We start from the raw sequence: 14,411 nt of genomic DNA, 5'->3' as shown, positions 1-14,411 counted from the left end.
CGTGCGCCTCAGGCCGCCTGGGGGGCGAGGGAGGCCTTGACGAAGTCCAGGAAGGTCTGCAGCAGGCGCGACCGGAATTTTTCCTTGGCGTACACCATGGACAGGGGCCGGCGCAGGGGCGGTTCCAGGGGCACGGCCACCAGTCCACCCAGCCTGAGTTCCTTGACGATCGTGGCGCGGGAGACGATGGCAATGCCCAGACCCGCCTCCACCGCGCCCTTGATGGCCTCCCGGCTGCCCAGCTCCATCACGATGTGCAGATCGTCCGGGTGGATGCCGTTGGCACGGAAATAGGCGTCCACCACCTCGCGCGTGCCCGAGCCGTCCTCCCGGCTCACGTAGGGCAGTTCCGCGAGCTGCTGGGGGGTTACCGCCGCCTGCGTGGCCATGGGGTGGCCCGGGGCGCAGATGGCCACCAGCTCGTCCTCGCTGCACACCTCGGCGGCGAGCTGGGGATGGTGGGACGGCGCCTCGATCAGGCCCACGTCCAGCGTGTGATCCGCCACCTTGGATTCGATGGTCTCGGAATTGGCCACCGTCAGGCGGCAATGCACGTGGGGATAGCGGTTTTTGAAGTCGCCCAGCAGGCGCGGCAGCATGTATTCGGCAATGGTGGTGCTGGCCCCCACCATGAGCGTGCCCGAGACCTGGCCGGTCAGCTCCCCCAGCCGGGTTTCCATTTCGTTGGTGAGGGCAAGGATCTTCTCGGCGTACTGCAGGGCGAGCTCACCCGCCGGGGTCAGGCTGATCTTGCTGTGGCTGCGCTCGAACAGGCGGGTATTGAAGTGCTCCTCCAGCTGCTTGACCTGGAACGTCACCGCCGGCTGGGTCATGTACAAAAGCTCCGCCGCCTTGGTGAAGGACAGCTGCTTGGCCACCGTGTAGAAGACCTGGAGACGACGATCCGCCATGGAAGAACCTGCACCGAGATCCGGCCTGAAGACCTGCCGACGCGCGCCGGAAACCGCGCCTGCCCCACCAGCGGGGGACAGCATTTAAGCACAAACCTCAGCCGAAGACCAGAAACCCGATGAAAGGCCTCCGGTGCCGGGCACCCGCCGTCCCGCACCGGCCAGCCCCCTGCGGCAACGCGCTTACGCCCGTCAGGGCTTCATGGTATAAAGCCGCATGCCCAGTTTGGACCGGCATCGGCGCCGGCTGTTTCACCCTTGACCTCCACGCAACAACGTCTCCCGGGCGGCTTCTACGTCATCATGGCCGCCCAGTTCTGCTCGGCCCTCGCCGACAATGCGCTGCTCATCGCCGCCATCGTGCTGCTGCGGGATTTCTTCAACAGCCCCGAGTACGCGCCCCTTTTGAAATTCTACTTCACGGTGTCCTACGTGGCGCTCGCCGCCTTCGTGGGCGCGTTTGCCGACTCCATGCCCAAGGGTCGGGTCATGCTCATCAGCAACGGCATCAAGATCCTGGGCTGCGCGCTGATGTTCTTCCACGTGGATCCGCTGCTCGCCTATGGCATCGTGGGACTGGGCGCTGCGGCCTATTCGCCTGCCAAATATGGCATCCTCACCGAGCTGCTGCCACCGCGCCTGCTGGTCAGCGCCAATGCCTGGATCGAGGGCCTCACGGTGGCCGCCATCATCCTGGGCACCGTGCTGGGCGGCTGGCTGTTGCTGCCTCCGGCCAGCACCTTCCTCACCGGTCTGAACCTGCCGGGACTGGATACCCCCACCGCCGGCGCCATTGCCGTGATCGGCCTGCTGTACCTCGCGGCGGCGCTGATCAACCTCTACATCCCCAACACCGGCGTGGACCACAAGCCGGTCAAGCGCAATCCCTGGTATCTGCTGCGCGACTTCGGCCACTGCGTGAAGGTGCTGTGGCTGGACAAGCTGGGCCAAATCTCCCTGGCGGTGACCACCCTGTTCTGGGCCGCCGGCGCCACCCTGCAGTTCATCGTGCTGGACTGGGCCAAGATGGCCCTGGGTCTGGACGTGGAACACGCCACCAAACTCCAGGCCATCGCCGCGGTGGGCATGGCAGCCGGGGCAGTGGTGGCGGCCTGGCTCATTCCCATCCACCGTGCCCTGGCGGTCCTGCCGGTGGGTGTGGCCATGGGTGGGCTGGTGTGCCTCATGATCGGCGTCAAGGATCCCGTCGTCGCCCAGGCCGTGCTCGTGCTCATCGGCGCGGCCGCGGGCTTCTTCGTGGTGCCCATGAATGCGCTGCTGCAGCACCGGGGCCACATCCTGGTGGGGGCAGGACACTCCATCGCGGTGCAGAACTTCAACGAGAACGCGGGCATCCTGGTCATGGTGGCGGCCTACTATCTGCTGGGCCGGCTGGAGGTGCCGGTGAACGCCGCCATCGTCCTGTTCGGGCTGTTCGTGTCCGCCACCATGGTGCTGGTGATCCAGTGGCAGCGCCGCAACGCGCGGGAACACGGACCCGAGATCCAGCGTCTGCTGGAAGTGGCGCGTACCTCCAGCCATCCCTAGAACGCCCGCCCCGGGGCGCTCGGCGGCCCGGGCAGGCTGCGCCCGATCAGAGCAGCACCGGGCGGTCCGGCAATTCGTTGGCCGCGGCACCCTGGGGCGGAAAGTGGCGGGCCAAAAGCGCACCCACCGCCTCGATGCCCGTGAGCGCGCCTTCCCCGAAACGGCCCTGGCGGAAGGCCGCTTCCATGCGCCGGCAAATGGCTTCCCATTCCTGTGCCGGCACCCGCCGCGCGATGCCCCGGTCGGCGACGATTTCCACGTCCCGGTCGGCCAGCAGCACATAGATCAGCACGCCGTTGTTCTCCTCGGTATCCCAGACACCGAGCTGGGCGAACACCTCCAGCGCGCGCCGGCGCGGCGTGACCCCCGCAACCAGGGCGGGCAGACCGAGACTCGCCTCCACCGCAAAGCGGATCTGGCCGCGGTGGGTTTGCTCCGACGCGCGGATAGCGTCCTCGATGGCCTCGAGGGTCCGGCGGGGGAAGCGCACCCGCAGCCACCAGGCGGGGAAGAACAGATGTCGCAACAGGCGGCCGAGCTTCATGCTTGCATCCTCACCAGCGGCCGGAGGCGCCGCCGCCTCCGCCCAGACCGCCCCCGCCGCTGAACCCGCCTCCGCCAAGGCCGCCGCCTCCGCTCGTCCAGCCGCCGCCCCAGCCGCTTCCCCAGCCTCCCCCGCCGCCCCGCCCCGCGAGCAGCAGGACGAACACGACAAAGCCCGCCGCGAGGCCCAGCAGGAAGGAACCCAGGCCCAGCCAGACCAGCAGGCCCGCCAGCACCGCCCCGAGGACGGCACCCGGGAGCTGGCCGAACAGGCTGCCCAAAAGCCGCCCCACGAACAACACGAGGAAGGCCAGGACGGGCAGCCATTCACCGGGCCCTGCGGTCCGCTGCGGCCGGGGTGGCGGCAGGGGCTCGCCCTCCACCAGGGCCGCCATGCGCTCCACCCCGGCACGGATGCCGCCGGCGAAGTCGCCTGCGCGGAAACGCGGCACGATCTCTTCCTCGATGATGCGCTTGGCCACCGCGTCCGGGATCACACCCTCCAGCCCGTACTGGGTCTCGATGCGCACCCGGCGGTCTGCCTTGGCCACCAAGAGCAGGGCGCCGTCGTCTATGCCCCTGCGCCCCAGCTTCCACTCATCCAGCACCCGTCGCGCGTATTGCTCGATGGTCTCGGGCTCGGTGGTGGGTACGATGAGCACGGCGATCTGGGCCCCCTTGCGGGTCTCCAGCGCCGCGAGCCGCGCCTCGAGTTCGGCCCGCTCGGCCGGGGCCAGGGTGCCCGTGAGATCGGTCACCCGCGCGGTGAGCGGGGGCACGGGCTGCTCGGCGTGGCCGGGAGCCAGCCACCCCAGCGCCAGAAGACACAGCCACAGGCGCAGGAAAACGCTCACACGCGTGGGGCGGACGTCATTGGCTGGAATATTCCGCCCCGGAGGGCGACGGCACCGGCCCGGGCGCGCCGAAATCGACCCGCGGCGGCCGGGAAATTTCCTTCTCGTTCTCCACCGTGAAGCTGGGCTTGGGCTGGTAGCCAAACAGCATGGCCGTCAGATTGGTGGGAAATTGACGCACGGTGGTGTTGTACTCCTGCACGGCGCGGATGTAGCGGTTGCGCGCCACGGCGATGCGGTTCTCGGTGCCCTCGAGCTGGGCCTGCAGGTCCCGGAACAGGCCATCGGCCTTGAGCTGGGGATAGTTCTCCGCCACCGCCAGCAGGCGGGTGAGTGCGCTGGAGAGTTCACCCTGGGCCGCCTGGAACTGCTGGAAGGCCCTGGGATCGTTGATCAGCTCGGGGGTGGCCTGGATCTGCCCCACGCGCGCCCGCGCCGCGGTGACCTGGGTCAGCACGTCCTTCTCGTGGGCGGCATAGCCCTTGACCACGTTGACCAGATTGGGCACCAGATCCGCCCGTCGCTGGTACTGGTTGAGCACCTCGGCCCAGGCGGCCTTGATGGCCTCGTCCTGGGCCTGCAGCCGATTGTAGCCACAACCCGACAGGCCAAAGGCCATTGCCAGCAGAAACAGCCACGTCAGCACTTTGCGCATGAAACATCCTCCGTCAAGACGTTGGGGCGGCAGGCCGGGGCAAAGCCTGCAGGCGTTGCATCTGCTCCCGGATGAAACAAAGATCTTCCCAGGCGCGGGCCTTGTCGGCCGGATTGCGCAGCAGATAGGCCGGGTGATAGGTGACGATCAGGGGTCGCCCATGATACGCCCAAAGCTTGCCGCGCAGGCTGGCGATGCTGGCATCGCGTCCCAAAAGGCGCACCGCCGCCACCTTGCCCAGCGCCACGATGAGACGGGGCGCGATCAGCTCGATCTGACGGTCGAGCCAGGGGGCGCAGGCGGCGATCTCCTCCGGCTCCGGGTTGCGGTTGCCCGGCGGCCGGCATTTCACCACGTTGGCAATGTACACCCCTTCGCCACGCCTGAGGTCGATGCTCGCCAGCATGTTGTCCAGCAGCTTCCCGGCCTGGCCCACGAAGGGTTCCCCCTTGAGGTCCTCCTCCGCCCCCGGTCCTTCGCCCACGAACAGCCAGTCCGCCGCCTCGTCGCCCACGCCGAACACGGTCTGGGTGCGTGTCGCGGCCAGCTTGCAGGCGGTGCACGCGGCGACCGCAGCCTTGAGCGCCGCCCAGTCCATTCGACCCACGTCCTGCGCAGCAGGCGCCGGCACAGTCGGGGCCGGGGGGCCGGACGGGCGGCGCCGCCGCCACAGGGGGGCGAGGCCCATCTCCTCCAGCCAGGCGGCAGGCACGGTCTTCATAGGGTGAGGGCCATCAGGATCGCGTCCTCGCGTCCGTCCGGGGCGGGGTAATAGTTGCGCCGCAGCGCGATCTCATTGAAGCCCATCCCCTGGTAGAGGCGACGCGCGGTTTCATTGGAGGGGCGCACCTCGAGGAAGATCTCCCGTGCCCCGTAGCCCCGCGCCAGCTCGATGAGGTGGCGCATGAGGGCGCTGCCCAGCCCCCTGCGCTGCCAGCCGCGGGCGATGGCGATGTTGAGCACGTGGGCCTCGTCTGCCGCCAGCATCAGCACCGCATAACCAATCACCTCCCCACCCTGCTCGATCACCCAGCAGCTGTAGCCGGCGTGCAGGGAGTCGCGGAAATTGCCCTCGCTCCAGGGGAAGGGATAGAGATCCCGTTCGATCTCCATCACCCGTGGCAAATCCTTCCGGCGCATGGGACGGAAGGCAGGCTGCAGGTCCAGGACGGCGCTCATCGTTCGGCTGTCTTGAGGGCCACCTTGTCCCGCAGGTAAAAGGGCGTGGCCTGCTCGGGGACAATCCAGCCGGCCGGGCCTTCGGCCTCGGCCAGGGCGGCGATATCGGCGGCATGGGGAAACAGCGTGCCGTCCACACGCGCCAGACGTCCTGCATAGCGCTGGGACAGGGCCTCGTGATACACGGAAAACCCGCTGCCCACGCCGGTCCAGTGGCTGCCCTCCACCTCGGGAGCTGCCGCGGGCGCGCACAGGCTCGGTCCGCTCACGGTCCGCCAGCCCGCCGCCTCCTGCTGGAACACCGCGTGATAGATCTCGCCCATGCGGGCATCGAGGCAGGCAATCACGCGCGGGGCGCGGCTGCCCGCGGCCAGGGCAAGCAGGGTGGACACCGGCGCCAGGGGCAGACCGGCACCGAAGGCCAGGCCCTGGGCGACGCCGCAGCCGATACGCAGTCCGGTGAAGGTGCCGGGCCCCTGCCCAAAGGCGATGCAGTCGAGCTGCCCCAGCGCCAGCCCCGCTTCCGCCAGCAGCTCCCGCACCAGCGGGAGCAGCAGATCCGAATGCTGCTGGCCCGCGCGCAGATCGCGGCTCAAGGTCTCGCCCCGCGAGCGCAGGGCGACGGAAAGGTACTCGGTGGACGTGTCGAAGGCCAGCAGGTGCATGGGCGCATTATCCCGGATTTCCCTGCCGCCTGCAGGTGCACGGTGCGCCCGTCTCCGCTAGCATGCAGGCCATGCCGTGCCAGAGCTGGGACATCTTCTGCACCGTCATCGACAACTTCGGCGATGCCGGCGTCTGCTGGCGCCTCGCCCGGCAGCTCGCCGCCGAATACGGATTCGAGGTGCGCCTCTGGATCGACCAGCCGGCGGTGCTGGCGCGTCTCGTGCCCACGGTCCGGGCCGAAGTGCCCGAGCAGCGGGTGGCCGGCGTGGAAGTGCGCCACTGGACCGACCCTTTGCCCACGGTGCGCCCCCACCAGGTGGTCATCGAGGCTTTCGCCTGCCATCTGCCCGAGCCCTTCGTCGCGGCCATGGCGCGCTGCACGCCCGCGCCCCTGTGGATCAACCTGGAGTACCTGAGCGCCGAAGACTGGGTGCCGCGTCATCATGCCCTGACCTCCCCCCATCCCCGGCTGCCCCTGGTCAAGCATTTCTTTTTTCCGGGGTTCGGGCCCCACACCGGGGGACTGCTGCGGGAAGCGGATCTTCTGGAGCGCCGCGCGGCCTTTCAGGCCGATCCCGCGGCCGAGGCCGCCTTCTGGCAGGCCCTGGGCGTGCCGCCGCGGGAAGCCGGCGAGCGGCGCATCTCCCTGTTCGCCTACGAGAATGCCGCGGTGGCGGAACTGCTCGGTGTGTGGCGCCGGGGTCCGCACCCCGTGCGCTGCCTGGTGCCGGAGGGGCGGCTTTTGCCCCAGGTTGCGGCGGCCCTCGGTGAGCCCCTCGCTCCCGGCCGCACCCTGTGTCGCGACCGCCTTACGCTCCACGTGCTGCCCTTCCTGCCCCAGGACGAGTACGACCGGCTGCTGTGGGCCTGCGATTTCAACTTCGTGCGCGGCGAGGATTCCTTCGTGCGCGCCCAGTGGGCGGCGCGCCCTTTCGCCTGGCATATCTACCCCCAGGACGATGAGGTGCACTGGCGGAAACTTAATGCCTTTCTCGCCGTCTATGTCGCCGGTCTTGCACCCGCAGCCGCTGCCGCCCTCACGGCCCTGTGGCAGGCGTGGAACCGGCAGACGGGGGTAGCCGGCGCCTGGCAGGCCTGCCTGGTCCACGCAGCCAGCCTCGCCGGCCACGCCCAACGCTGGGCCGGGCACCTGGGCCGCCAGCCGAGCCTGGTGCAGCGTCTGGTGCAATTTTGCGAGAATAGGTTATAATTCAAAGTTTTTTGAACCAGTCCAGGTATCGAGACAGCTTATGAAAACCGCACAGGAACTTCGCGCAGGCAACGTGGTGATGATCGGCAAGGATCCGATGGTCGTCCAGAAAGCCGAATACAACCGCTCCGGCCGCAATGCCGCGGTGGTGAAACTGAAACTGAAGAACCTGCTCACCGGCGCCGCAGCCGAAACGGTGTACAAGGCCGATGACAAGTTCGACGTGGTGGTGCTCGACCGCAAGCCCGCCACCTACTCCTACTTTGCCGACCCCATGTACGTGTTCATGGACGAAAACTTCGAGCAGTACGAGGTGGAGGCGGACAACATGGGCGATGCCATCCATTACCTCGAGGACGGCATGCCGGTGGAGGTGGTGTTCTTCAACGGCAAGGCCATTTCCGTGGAACTGCCCACCACCGTGGTGCGCGAAATCACCACCGAACCGGCGGTGCGCGGCGACACCTCGGGCAAGGTGATGAAACCCGCCCGGCTGGCCACCGGCTTCGAGATCCAGGTGCCCCTGTTCTGCGAGACCGGGGACAAGATCGAAATCGACACCCGCACCCACGAATACCGCCGCCGCATCACCTCCTGAAACAACGGCCTCACCCGTCAAAAAAAGCCAGGCGCTGCCTGGCTTTTTTGCGTCTATGGCTTTCGGCATATGGCGAATGCCAGACGCCCGCCGGCGTCACCCCCCGGTAACCTTGCTGCGTTCAAATTGCGCCATCGCCACACTGGAAAGGGGAGTGCCATGAAAATGACGCCGACCATCCTGCACACACCGGTACGTGTCGAAGCCGCCTCGTCCGCCGCCGGCAGCGGCGTGCGCCTGAGTGTGGGCGCGGGTTCGGGTCCGGACATCCATCTCAGCATCGAACAGGCGCGGGCGCTGTCCCTGGCCCTGATCGCGGCGGTCAACCATCAGGAACGCCAGGCGCCGGCCGCGGCCGACGTCAGCGCGCCGCGGCGCCCCGCTCAACCCGTCAGGCGGTAAGGCGAGAGGTCCATCTCCTGGGCGGCGATCACCGCCTCGGTGCGGTTTCGCACGCCCAGGGTCTGAAAGATCGCCGCCAGGTGGATCTTCACGGTACCCTCGGTGATGTCCAGGGTGCGGGCGATCACCTTGTTGGGCTTACCCTCCGCGAGCAGCGCCAGCACCTGGAGCTGGCGCTCCGTCAGGCCGCGGGTGCCGCGCCGTCCGGGTGCTGCCTGGCGCGGCGGGCTTTCCTGGGGCGTGCCCTCGTGGCCCAACAGCAGGGTGGGCAAATAGACACCGCCCGCCAGCACCAGCTGAATGGCACTCAACATCACCTGGGCAGTGGAGGACTTGGGAATATAGCCCAGCACCCCCGCATCGAGGGCCTGTCTCACGTCTTCCGGCGATTCGCTCGCCGACAGCACGATCACGGGAATCAGGGGAAAGCGGCTGCGGAAGGTACGCACACCGGTGAGCCCGGCCATGCCGGGCATGTTGAGATCCAGCAGGGCGAGATCCAAATCGGGGTTGCGTTCGGCCGCCTCCAGTGCACCCGGATAATCCGCCGCCTGCACCACGTCGGGATCGGTGCCCAGATCCTTGAGCACGTACAGCAGACCCTCGCGGAACAGGGAATGGTCATCGGCCAGCAGTATGCGCATTGCTTTTCCTTATCACGCTGCAGGTGCGGCCCGGGGGGAACCGCCCCATGACACCCTCCCGGCGGCGCGACCTGACGAAACGTTCATAGACTGCACCGCGCTGCGGCGGGCTAGAATGGGCTCATCCTCCGCTGACGAAAGGATAGCCCATGCCGATCCGCCTGCGTACCCTGTTACCGCTGATCATCCTGAGTCTCGGCCTGCTGCCACCCCCCGGCTGGGCCGACCCGCCCGCCCATGCCCCCGCCCACGGCTGGCGCAAGAAGCATGATCCCTATTACATCGGCTACGCCGGCAAAAAATGGCCAAAGGACTATGGCGTGCTGGTGGGCCGCTGCAATTATGCAGCGGTGGGCGCGGTGCTCGGCGGCGTGGTGGGAGGTGCCATCGGCTCCCAGGTGGGACAGGGCGAGGGCCGCGCCGTGGCCATCGTGGTGGGCACCGTGCTGGGTGCCGTGCTCGGCGCCCAGATTGGACGCGACCTGGACGAGGCAGACCGCGCCTGCATCGGCCACACTCTGGAGCTGGTGCCACCCGGACGGCGGGTGATGTGGGTGAACCCCAATACCGGCGTCGAGTATGCCGTCGTGCCCACCCGCAACTTCCGGCTGGAAGGGCGCGACTGCCGCGAGTTCACCACCGAGCGCATCCTGCAGGGGCGCCGCGTGGTGACCCGGGGCACGGCCTGCCGGGACGGCACGGGCGCCTGGCAGCTCATGTAGGCCGCGCCCTGTCCGGTGTCTTGCCGGCGGCCGGCCCTAGGCCGGTTCGCAGTGGGCAGCATAGGCGATGCGGTTCTTGCCGCCCTCCTTGGCCTGGTACATGAGCCGGTCGGCCAGCTCGATCAGGGCATCCACGTCGCGCGGCGGCACCTCGCAGGCGGCCACGCCGATGCTGAAGGTCACTTCCCAGCCATGGGCCCGCATGGCCGCATTCAAAGCCTCCTGCAGGGTTTCCGCCACACGCAGGGCCGCCTCGCCGCCCGTCTGGGGCAGAAGCACGGCGTACTCGTCCCCACCCAGCCGGGCGGGCAGATCGGTGCTGCGCAGGTTGCGGCTGATTTCCTGCGCCACTGTCTTGAGCAGCGCGTCGCCGGCACTGTGGCCCAGCCGGTCGTTGACCTGCTTGAAATTGTCGCAGTCCAGGTAGATCACGGACAGGGGCCCGCCGTAGCGGCGCTGGCGTTCCAGCTCCCACCCCACCACGTCGTAGAAGGCGTAGCGGTTGGGCAGCCCCGTGAGGAAATCCGTCCGCGACAGGGCACATTCCTGGTCGTAGAGGCGACGCATCAGCTTGGCGATGGCAAGCGCCACCAGCAGATAGACCCCGGTGCGCAACAGGGCGCTCAGGATGAGCAGGCTGGCGCTGGCATAGGGGTGACCGAAGGCCAGCCCGCCCAGGATGGACACCCCTCCCGCAGCCACGGCGAAGCCCGCGGCCCAGGCCGCCCCCACGTTCCAGGCCACCAGCACGATGGGCAACAGGAACAGGGAATGGGCGCTGAGCGCCGCGGGCGCAAAGGCGTCCAGCAGGGCGATCAGGCCGAACAGGAAGAGACCCAGGGCCAGGGCCACGGGCTTCTTCAGCCGTGTCAGACCGAATACGATATCCAGGACGGGTTTCATCGGACTTGCCCCTCCACGCCTTCCTGCCATGCTACCGCCGTCCTGCATCGTTGGCATGGGGACGTGGTAGGGTGAGGCCTTGCCTGCCATGCCCATGACCACAGACCCTGCCACCGTGCTCGCCTACCACGAGCGCAGCAAGCACCATCTTAAGCGCTATGCCGCCGGGCCCGGCGGGCTCGACTGGGCTACCCAGCCCGACCCCTTCCGCCACTTCGCGGGCGCCTCCTCCATCGAACTGCCCCTGCTTGCTGCCCATCATCCCGCCACCCCCTGGGGGGAGCTGTTCCGGCCGGGTGCCGTAGCGCCCCGCCCCCTGGGCATCGAGAGCGTGGCGGCCCTGCTGGAACTCGCCCTTGGGCTCGCTGCCTGGAAGGCCTACGGGGGCACCCGCTGGGCCCTGCGCTGCAATCCTTCCAGCGGCAACCTGCATCCCACCGAGGGCTATCTGGTCCTGCAGGACTGCCCGGGCCTGGCCGATGGGGTCTACCACTATCTGAGCCGCGACCATCTTCTGGAACGCCGTGCCGCCCTCGCGGCGCAAGCCGCCCTGCTGCCGCCGGGATGCTTGCTGGTGGGCCTGTCCGCCATTCCCTGGCGCGAGGCGTGGAAATACGGCGAGCGGGCCTTCCGCTACTGCCAGCACGACGCGGGCCATGCCCTCGCCGCCCTGCGCTTCGCCGCCGCCACCCTGGGCTGGCAGGCTCGCCTGCTGGAGGGTGTGGCGGATGCCGAAATCGCCGCGTTGCTCGGCCTCGACCGGACGCCCGACTTCGTGGAGGCGGAAGGCGAACATCCGGACCTCCTGGTGCTGGTGGGGCCCGGGCCGCTGCCCGCCGACTGGCCCCTCGGGCCCCTGGTCCAATCCACGCGCGACTGGCAGGGCCGGGCCAACCGCCTCTCGCCCCACCACGCCCGCGACTGGCCGGTGATCGAAGAGGTCGCCAAGGCCACGCGCAAGCCGGCGACCCCTCCCCACGGCTGGACGCCCCCGACGCTGCCCCTCCCCTCGCCCGAAGTGGCCGACGCGCCCGCCGCCCGGCTGATCCGCCAGCGGCGCAGCGCCCAGGCCTTCGACGGCGTCACGGCCATTTCCCGCGATGCCTTCTGCCGCATGCTGGATTTGACCCTGCCACGCCCGGGCCTTGCCCCCTTTGATGCCCTCGGCTGGGCGCCCCGGGTGCATCTGGTCTTGTTCGTGCACCGGGTGGAGGGACTCGCGCCGGGCCTCTATCTCCTCCCCCGGCGGGCCGGGGCGGAAACCAAACTGCGCGCGGCCCTGTCACCGGCTTTCGCCTGGCAGCGTGCCGAAGACTGGCCCGGCCACCTGCCCCTGTATCGGCTGCAAAGCGGCGATGCGCGCGGCGCGGCGCAGATCCTCTCCTGCCATCAGGACATTGCCGCCGACGGGGCCTTCGCCGTGGCCATGCTGGCGGAATTCGACGATCCGCTGGCGGAAGGCCCCTGGGTGTACCGGCAGCTCCACTGGGAAGCGGGAATGATCGGCCAGGTGCTTTACCTGGCCGCAGAAGCGGCGGGATTGCAGGGCACGGGGATCGGCTGCTTCTTCGACGATGCCACACACGAACTGCTGGGCCTCGGAGGCCGCGACTTTCAGGATCTCTATCACTTCACGGTGGGCGCGGCGCTGGCCGACGCCCGCCTGCAGACCCTGCCCGCCTACGCCCATCTGCAGCGGCCGCGGGTGCGTGTCTGATGGCGCCGCGCAGGACGGCTTCGGCTACCATACAGCCTGCCAAGAAGGAGGAAGGCCATGAGCGAGAAGATCCACAAGACCCCGGAGGAATGGCGTGCCCAGCTCACGCCGGAACAGTATCGCGTGTGCCGGGAGAAGGGCACCGAGCGCGCCTTCACCGGCGCCTACTGGGATCATCACGAAACCGGCATCTACCGCTGCGCCTGTTGCGGCGAGCCCCTGTTCAGCTCGGAGACCAAGTTCGATTCCGGCACCGGCTGGCCCAGCTACTGGGCACCCATCTCGCCGGACAGCATCGCCACCGAGACCGACTTTAGTCACGGCATGGTGCGCACCGAAGTCACCTGTAGCCGCTGCGGCGCCCATCTCGGCCACGTGTTCGAAGACGGCCCGCCTCCCACCGGCCTGCGCTACTGCATCAACTCGGTGTCGCTGAAATTCGAGAAGGCGCCGTGAGCGCCCGCCTGGCGGCCGGGTCCTGACGGTAGAACCGCGCGAGCTGCCCGTACACGGCCGGATAGGTCTGGAGCAGAACCTCCGGCGTTTCGAAGAAAACCTCGCTGAGCACGGCGAAGAACTCGCCCGGCGTTTCCGCCGCGTAGGGGTCGATGGGCGTGTCTTCCCCCGCCGCCACCCGCCGGCAGAAATCCTGGTAGGCAGCGCCGAAGGCTTCGCTCCACGCCGCCCGGCTCATGTCGCGGTGCAGCGGCGGAAAACCGTTGGGCTCGCCGTTTAGCATGTCCAGTTTGTGGGCGAACTCGTGGATCACCACGTTGTAGCCCGGCACATCGTGGGCCCCCGCCGCGTCATGCCAGGAGAGGATCACCGGCCCGGTAAGCCATGCCTCGCCGCTCATGGGCTCGCGCACGTGGTGCACCAGGCCGTCTTCGTCCGTGTATTCGTATTCCGGCACGAACTCGTCCGGATAGACGATGACTTCCACCCAGTCCCGGTAGTAATCCAGATCCAGGTTGAGGATGAGCAGACAGGCCTGGATGGCAATGTGAAGCCGCATGGCATCGGTGAGCATGAGCCCGCCCGCCCCGGTGATCACCTTCTCGTGAAGGAACAGCGTCACCCACTCGCGCAGGCGGGCGAGGTCCGCCTCGCTCATGCCAGCAAGGAGGGGCATGTTTTCCACGGCCGCCTGCCAGAGTCGGTCCGGCAGGGGATGACGCTTCAACACCTGCCGGCGCCGCCAGTTCCTGAAGCTCCAGACCATGATGATCCAGAGGATGATTCAGGGCGTGAGTCGACACACGTGGCCGGCTGCGCGCAGCACGCCGTCAGCCCTGCCCGAGATAGTCGCGCTTGCCCAGGGGCACACCGTTGTGGCGCAGGATGTCGTAGGCAGTCGTGACGTGGAAATAGAAATTGGGCAGGGCACGATTGAGCAGGTAATCGTCCCCCCGATAGGTGACTACCGTCTCACCGCGGCGGATCACCACGTCCCGCCCCTCCGCGCCCTCGAACTGTTCCGGGCGCAGGGTCCCCAGCCATTCCGCGGTCTTGCGCACCCGGGCCACCAGATCGGCGAAGGTCCGTTCGTCATTCGCGAAGGCCGGCGCCTCCACGCCAGTGAGACGGGCGGCAGCGTTCTTGGCATGGTCGCAGGCCACCTGCACCTGTTTGGTGAAATGGAACATGTCCGGGTAGAGGCGGAAGCGCAGCAGGGCCTCGGGGTCGATACCTTGCGCCTCGCAATGAGCGGCGGCCTTTTCCAGGATGGCAGCCAGATTGTTCAGCATGCGCCCCAGGGGCGGAACGATCACTTGATAGACGGTGAAGCTCATGGGGTCTCTCCTTCTTCCACGCAGGCCCCTATGATAGGGCAAAGCACCGGCCCCCGCTGTTTCATC

Annotated in this window: 18 protein-coding genes; 7 read left to right on the top strand and 11 right to left on the bottom strand. The window is 68.2% G+C overall.

What is annotated here, in order from left to right; genetic code table 11:
* Positions 1 to 8 precede the first annotated feature (8 nt).
* Positions 9 to 911, bottom strand: coding sequence for a LysR family transcriptional regulator (locus ACZ42P_RS12950; protein ID WP_464897948.1), 903 nt, complete (start codon positions 909 to 911; stop codon positions 9 to 11).
* A 258-nt stretch (positions 912 to 1,169) separates the two neighbouring features.
* On the opposite strand from ACZ42P_RS12950, the gene lplT reads away from it, so the two are divergent.
* Complete coding sequence (gene lplT, locus ACZ42P_RS12945) at positions 1,170 to 2,459, top strand: lysophospholipid transporter LplT (protein WP_464897947.1); 1,290 nt, start codon at positions 1,170 to 1,172, stop codon at positions 2,457 to 2,459.
* Positions 2,460 to 2,505: 46 nt separating this feature from the next.
* Here the strand turns inward: lplT and ACZ42P_RS12940 are convergent, their stop codons facing one another.
* The 6 genes from ACZ42P_RS12940 to tsaB all read right to left on the bottom strand — a co-directional run bounded on the left by ACZ42P_RS12940 (position 2,506) and on the right by tsaB (position 6,355).
* Entirely contained in the window at positions 2,506 to 3,003 is a 498-nt protein-coding gene (locus tag ACZ42P_RS12940; protein ID WP_464897946.1) for a TPM domain-containing protein, read from the bottom strand.
* A 10-nt stretch (positions 3,004 to 3,013) separates the two neighbouring features.
* A complete protein-coding gene (locus ACZ42P_RS12935; protein WP_464897945.1) occupies positions 3,014 to 3,856 on the bottom strand; it encodes a TPM domain-containing protein in 843 nt (280 codons plus the stop codon).
* Positions 3,857 to 3,872: 16 nt separating this feature from the next.
* Positions 3,873 to 4,511: a LemA family protein gene (locus tag ACZ42P_RS12930; protein WP_464897944.1), complete on the bottom strand. Its 639-nt coding sequence runs from the start codon at positions 4,509 to 4,511 to the stop codon at positions 3,873 to 3,875.
* Between the two features lie 13 nt (positions 4,512 to 4,524).
* A complete protein-coding gene (locus tag ACZ42P_RS12925) occupies positions 4,525 to 5,109 on the bottom strand; it encodes a uracil-DNA glycosylase (RefSeq protein ID WP_464897943.1) in 585 nt (194 codons plus the stop codon).
* A 119-nt stretch (positions 5,110 to 5,228) separates the two neighbouring features.
* The gene (gene rimI / locus ACZ42P_RS12920) at positions 5,229 to 5,690 is read right to left on the bottom strand and encodes a ribosomal protein S18-alanine N-acetyltransferase (RefSeq protein WP_464897942.1); all 462 of its coding nucleotides are present in this window, start codon (positions 5,688 to 5,690) and stop codon (positions 5,229 to 5,231) included.
* Positions 5,687 to 6,355 carry a tRNA (adenosine(37)-N6)-threonylcarbamoyltransferase complex dimerization subunit type 1 TsaB gene (tsaB, locus tag ACZ42P_RS12915; RefSeq protein ID WP_464897941.1) on the bottom strand — a complete coding sequence of 223 codons (669 nt, stop codon included), beginning with the start codon at positions 6,353 to 6,355 and terminating at the stop codon, positions 5,687 to 5,689. Before tsaB ends, rimI begins: the two co-directional genes overlap by 4 nt.
* A gap of 71 nt (positions 6,356 to 6,426) precedes the next feature.
* Here tsaB and earP point away from each other — a divergent pair, with 71 nt between their 5' ends.
* The 3 genes from earP (at position 6,427) to ACZ42P_RS12900 (ending at position 8,566) form a co-directional block, all read left to right on the top strand.
* Entirely contained in the window at positions 6,427 to 7,566 is a 1,140-nt protein-coding gene (earP, locus tag ACZ42P_RS12910; RefSeq protein WP_464897940.1) for an elongation factor P maturation arginine rhamnosyltransferase EarP, read from the top strand.
* Between the two features lie 40 nt (positions 7,567 to 7,606).
* A complete protein-coding gene (efp, locus tag ACZ42P_RS12905; protein WP_464897939.1) occupies positions 7,607 to 8,164 on the top strand; it encodes an elongation factor P in 558 nt (185 codons plus the stop codon).
* A gap of 159 nt (positions 8,165 to 8,323) precedes the next feature.
* Complete coding sequence (locus tag ACZ42P_RS12900; protein ID WP_464897938.1) at positions 8,324 to 8,566, top strand: hypothetical protein; 243 nt, start codon at positions 8,324 to 8,326, stop codon at positions 8,564 to 8,566.
* Here ACZ42P_RS12900 and ACZ42P_RS12895 read toward each other — a convergent pair.
* Positions 8,548 to 9,210, bottom strand: a complete 663-nt coding sequence (locus tag ACZ42P_RS12895; RefSeq protein ID WP_464897937.1) for a response regulator — start codon at positions 9,208 to 9,210, stop codon at positions 8,548 to 8,550. The genes ACZ42P_RS12900 and ACZ42P_RS12895 overlap by 19 nt on opposite strands.
* Before the next feature lie 149 nt (positions 9,211 to 9,359).
* Between ACZ42P_RS12895 and ACZ42P_RS12890 the strand changes: the two genes are divergently transcribed.
* Positions 9,360 to 9,932 carry an RT0821/Lpp0805 family surface protein gene (locus ACZ42P_RS12890; protein WP_464897936.1) on the top strand — a complete coding sequence of 191 codons (573 nt, stop codon included), beginning with the start codon at positions 9,360 to 9,362 and terminating at the stop codon, positions 9,930 to 9,932.
* 36 nt (positions 9,933 to 9,968) lie between these two features.
* On the opposite strand, the gene ACZ42P_RS12885 is transcribed toward ACZ42P_RS12890, so the two are convergent.
* Complete coding sequence (locus tag ACZ42P_RS12885) at positions 9,969 to 10,835, bottom strand: GGDEF domain-containing protein (RefSeq protein ID WP_464897935.1); 867 nt, start codon at positions 10,833 to 10,835, stop codon at positions 9,969 to 9,971.
* A gap of 94 nt (positions 10,836 to 10,929) precedes the next feature.
* On the opposite strand from ACZ42P_RS12885, the gene ACZ42P_RS12880 reads away from it, so the two are divergent.
* The gene (locus ACZ42P_RS12880; protein WP_464897934.1) at positions 10,930 to 12,552 is read left to right on the top strand and encodes a SagB/ThcOx family dehydrogenase; all 1,623 of its coding nucleotides are present in this window, start codon (positions 10,930 to 10,932) and stop codon (positions 12,550 to 12,552) included.
* 57 nt (positions 12,553 to 12,609) lie between these two features.
* Complete coding sequence (gene msrB / locus ACZ42P_RS12875) at positions 12,610 to 13,008, top strand: peptide-methionine (R)-S-oxide reductase MsrB (RefSeq protein ID WP_464897933.1); 399 nt, start codon at positions 12,610 to 12,612, stop codon at positions 13,006 to 13,008.
* On the opposite strand, the gene ACZ42P_RS12870 is transcribed toward msrB, so the two are convergent.
* Positions 12,971 to 13,774: a M90 family metallopeptidase gene (locus tag ACZ42P_RS12870; RefSeq protein WP_464897932.1), complete on the bottom strand. Its 804-nt coding sequence runs from the start codon at positions 13,772 to 13,774 to the stop codon at positions 12,971 to 12,973. The genes msrB and ACZ42P_RS12870 overlap by 38 nt on opposite strands.
* A gap of 64 nt (positions 13,775 to 13,838) precedes the next feature.
* Positions 13,839 to 14,345 carry a DUF1993 domain-containing protein gene (locus tag ACZ42P_RS12865; RefSeq protein WP_464897931.1) on the bottom strand — a complete coding sequence of 169 codons (507 nt, stop codon included), beginning with the start codon at positions 14,343 to 14,345 and terminating at the stop codon, positions 13,839 to 13,841.
* Positions 14,346 to 14,411 lie beyond the last annotated feature (66 nt).

The organism is Thiobacter subterraneus, from assembly GCF_055379455.1.
This window is presented reverse-complemented; position numbering and strand designations above follow the sequence as displayed.

Coding starts and splice junctions, on each gene's coding strand:
- rimI (WP_464897942.1), bottom strand. CDS start 5,690: ATGAGCGCCGTCCTGGACCTGCAGCCTGCCTTCCGTCCCATGCGCCGG.
- ACZ42P_RS12940 (WP_464897946.1), bottom strand. CDS start 3,003: ATGAAGCTCGGCCGCCTGTTGCGACATCTGTTCTTCCCCGCCTGGTGG.
- ACZ42P_RS12925 (WP_464897943.1), bottom strand. CDS start 5,109: ATGGACTGGGCGGCGCTCAAGGCTGCGGTCGCCGCGTGCACCGCCTGC.
- ACZ42P_RS12865 (WP_464897931.1), bottom strand. CDS start 14,345: ATGAGCTTCACCGTCTATCAAGTGATCGTTCCGCCCCTGGGGCGCATG.
- ACZ42P_RS12950 (WP_464897948.1), bottom strand. CDS start 911: ATGGCGGATCGTCGTCTCCAGGTCTTCTACACGGTGGCCAAGCAGCTG.
- efp (WP_464897939.1), top strand. CDS start 7,607: ATGAAAACCGCACAGGAACTTCGCGCAGGCAACGTGGTGATGATCGGC.
- ACZ42P_RS12930 (WP_464897944.1), bottom strand. CDS start 4,511: ATGCGCAAAGTGCTGACGTGGCTGTTTCTGCTGGCAATGGCCTTTGGC.
- ACZ42P_RS12885 (WP_464897935.1), bottom strand. CDS start 10,835: ATGAAACCCGTCCTGGATATCGTATTCGGTCTGACACGGCTGAAGAAG.
- earP (WP_464897940.1), top strand. CDS start 6,427: ATGCCGTGCCAGAGCTGGGACATCTTCTGCACCGTCATCGACAACTTC.
- ACZ42P_RS12870 (WP_464897932.1), bottom strand. CDS start 13,774: ATGGTCTGGAGCTTCAGGAACTGGCGGCGCCGGCAGGTGTTGAAGCGT.
- ACZ42P_RS12895 (WP_464897937.1), bottom strand. CDS start 9,210: ATGCGCATACTGCTGGCCGATGACCATTCCCTGTTCCGCGAGGGTCTG.
- msrB (WP_464897933.1), top strand. CDS start 12,610: ATGAGCGAGAAGATCCACAAGACCCCGGAGGAATGGCGTGCCCAGCTC.
- ACZ42P_RS12880 (WP_464897934.1), top strand. CDS start 10,930: ATGACCACAGACCCTGCCACCGTGCTCGCCTACCACGAGCGCAGCAAG.
- tsaB (WP_464897941.1), bottom strand. CDS start 6,355: ATGCACCTGCTGGCCTTCGACACGTCCACCGAGTACCTTTCCGTCGCC.
- ACZ42P_RS12890 (WP_464897936.1), top strand. CDS start 9,360: ATGCCGATCCGCCTGCGTACCCTGTTACCGCTGATCATCCTGAGTCTC.
- ACZ42P_RS12900 (WP_464897938.1), top strand. CDS start 8,324: ATGAAAATGACGCCGACCATCCTGCACACACCGGTACGTGTCGAAGCC.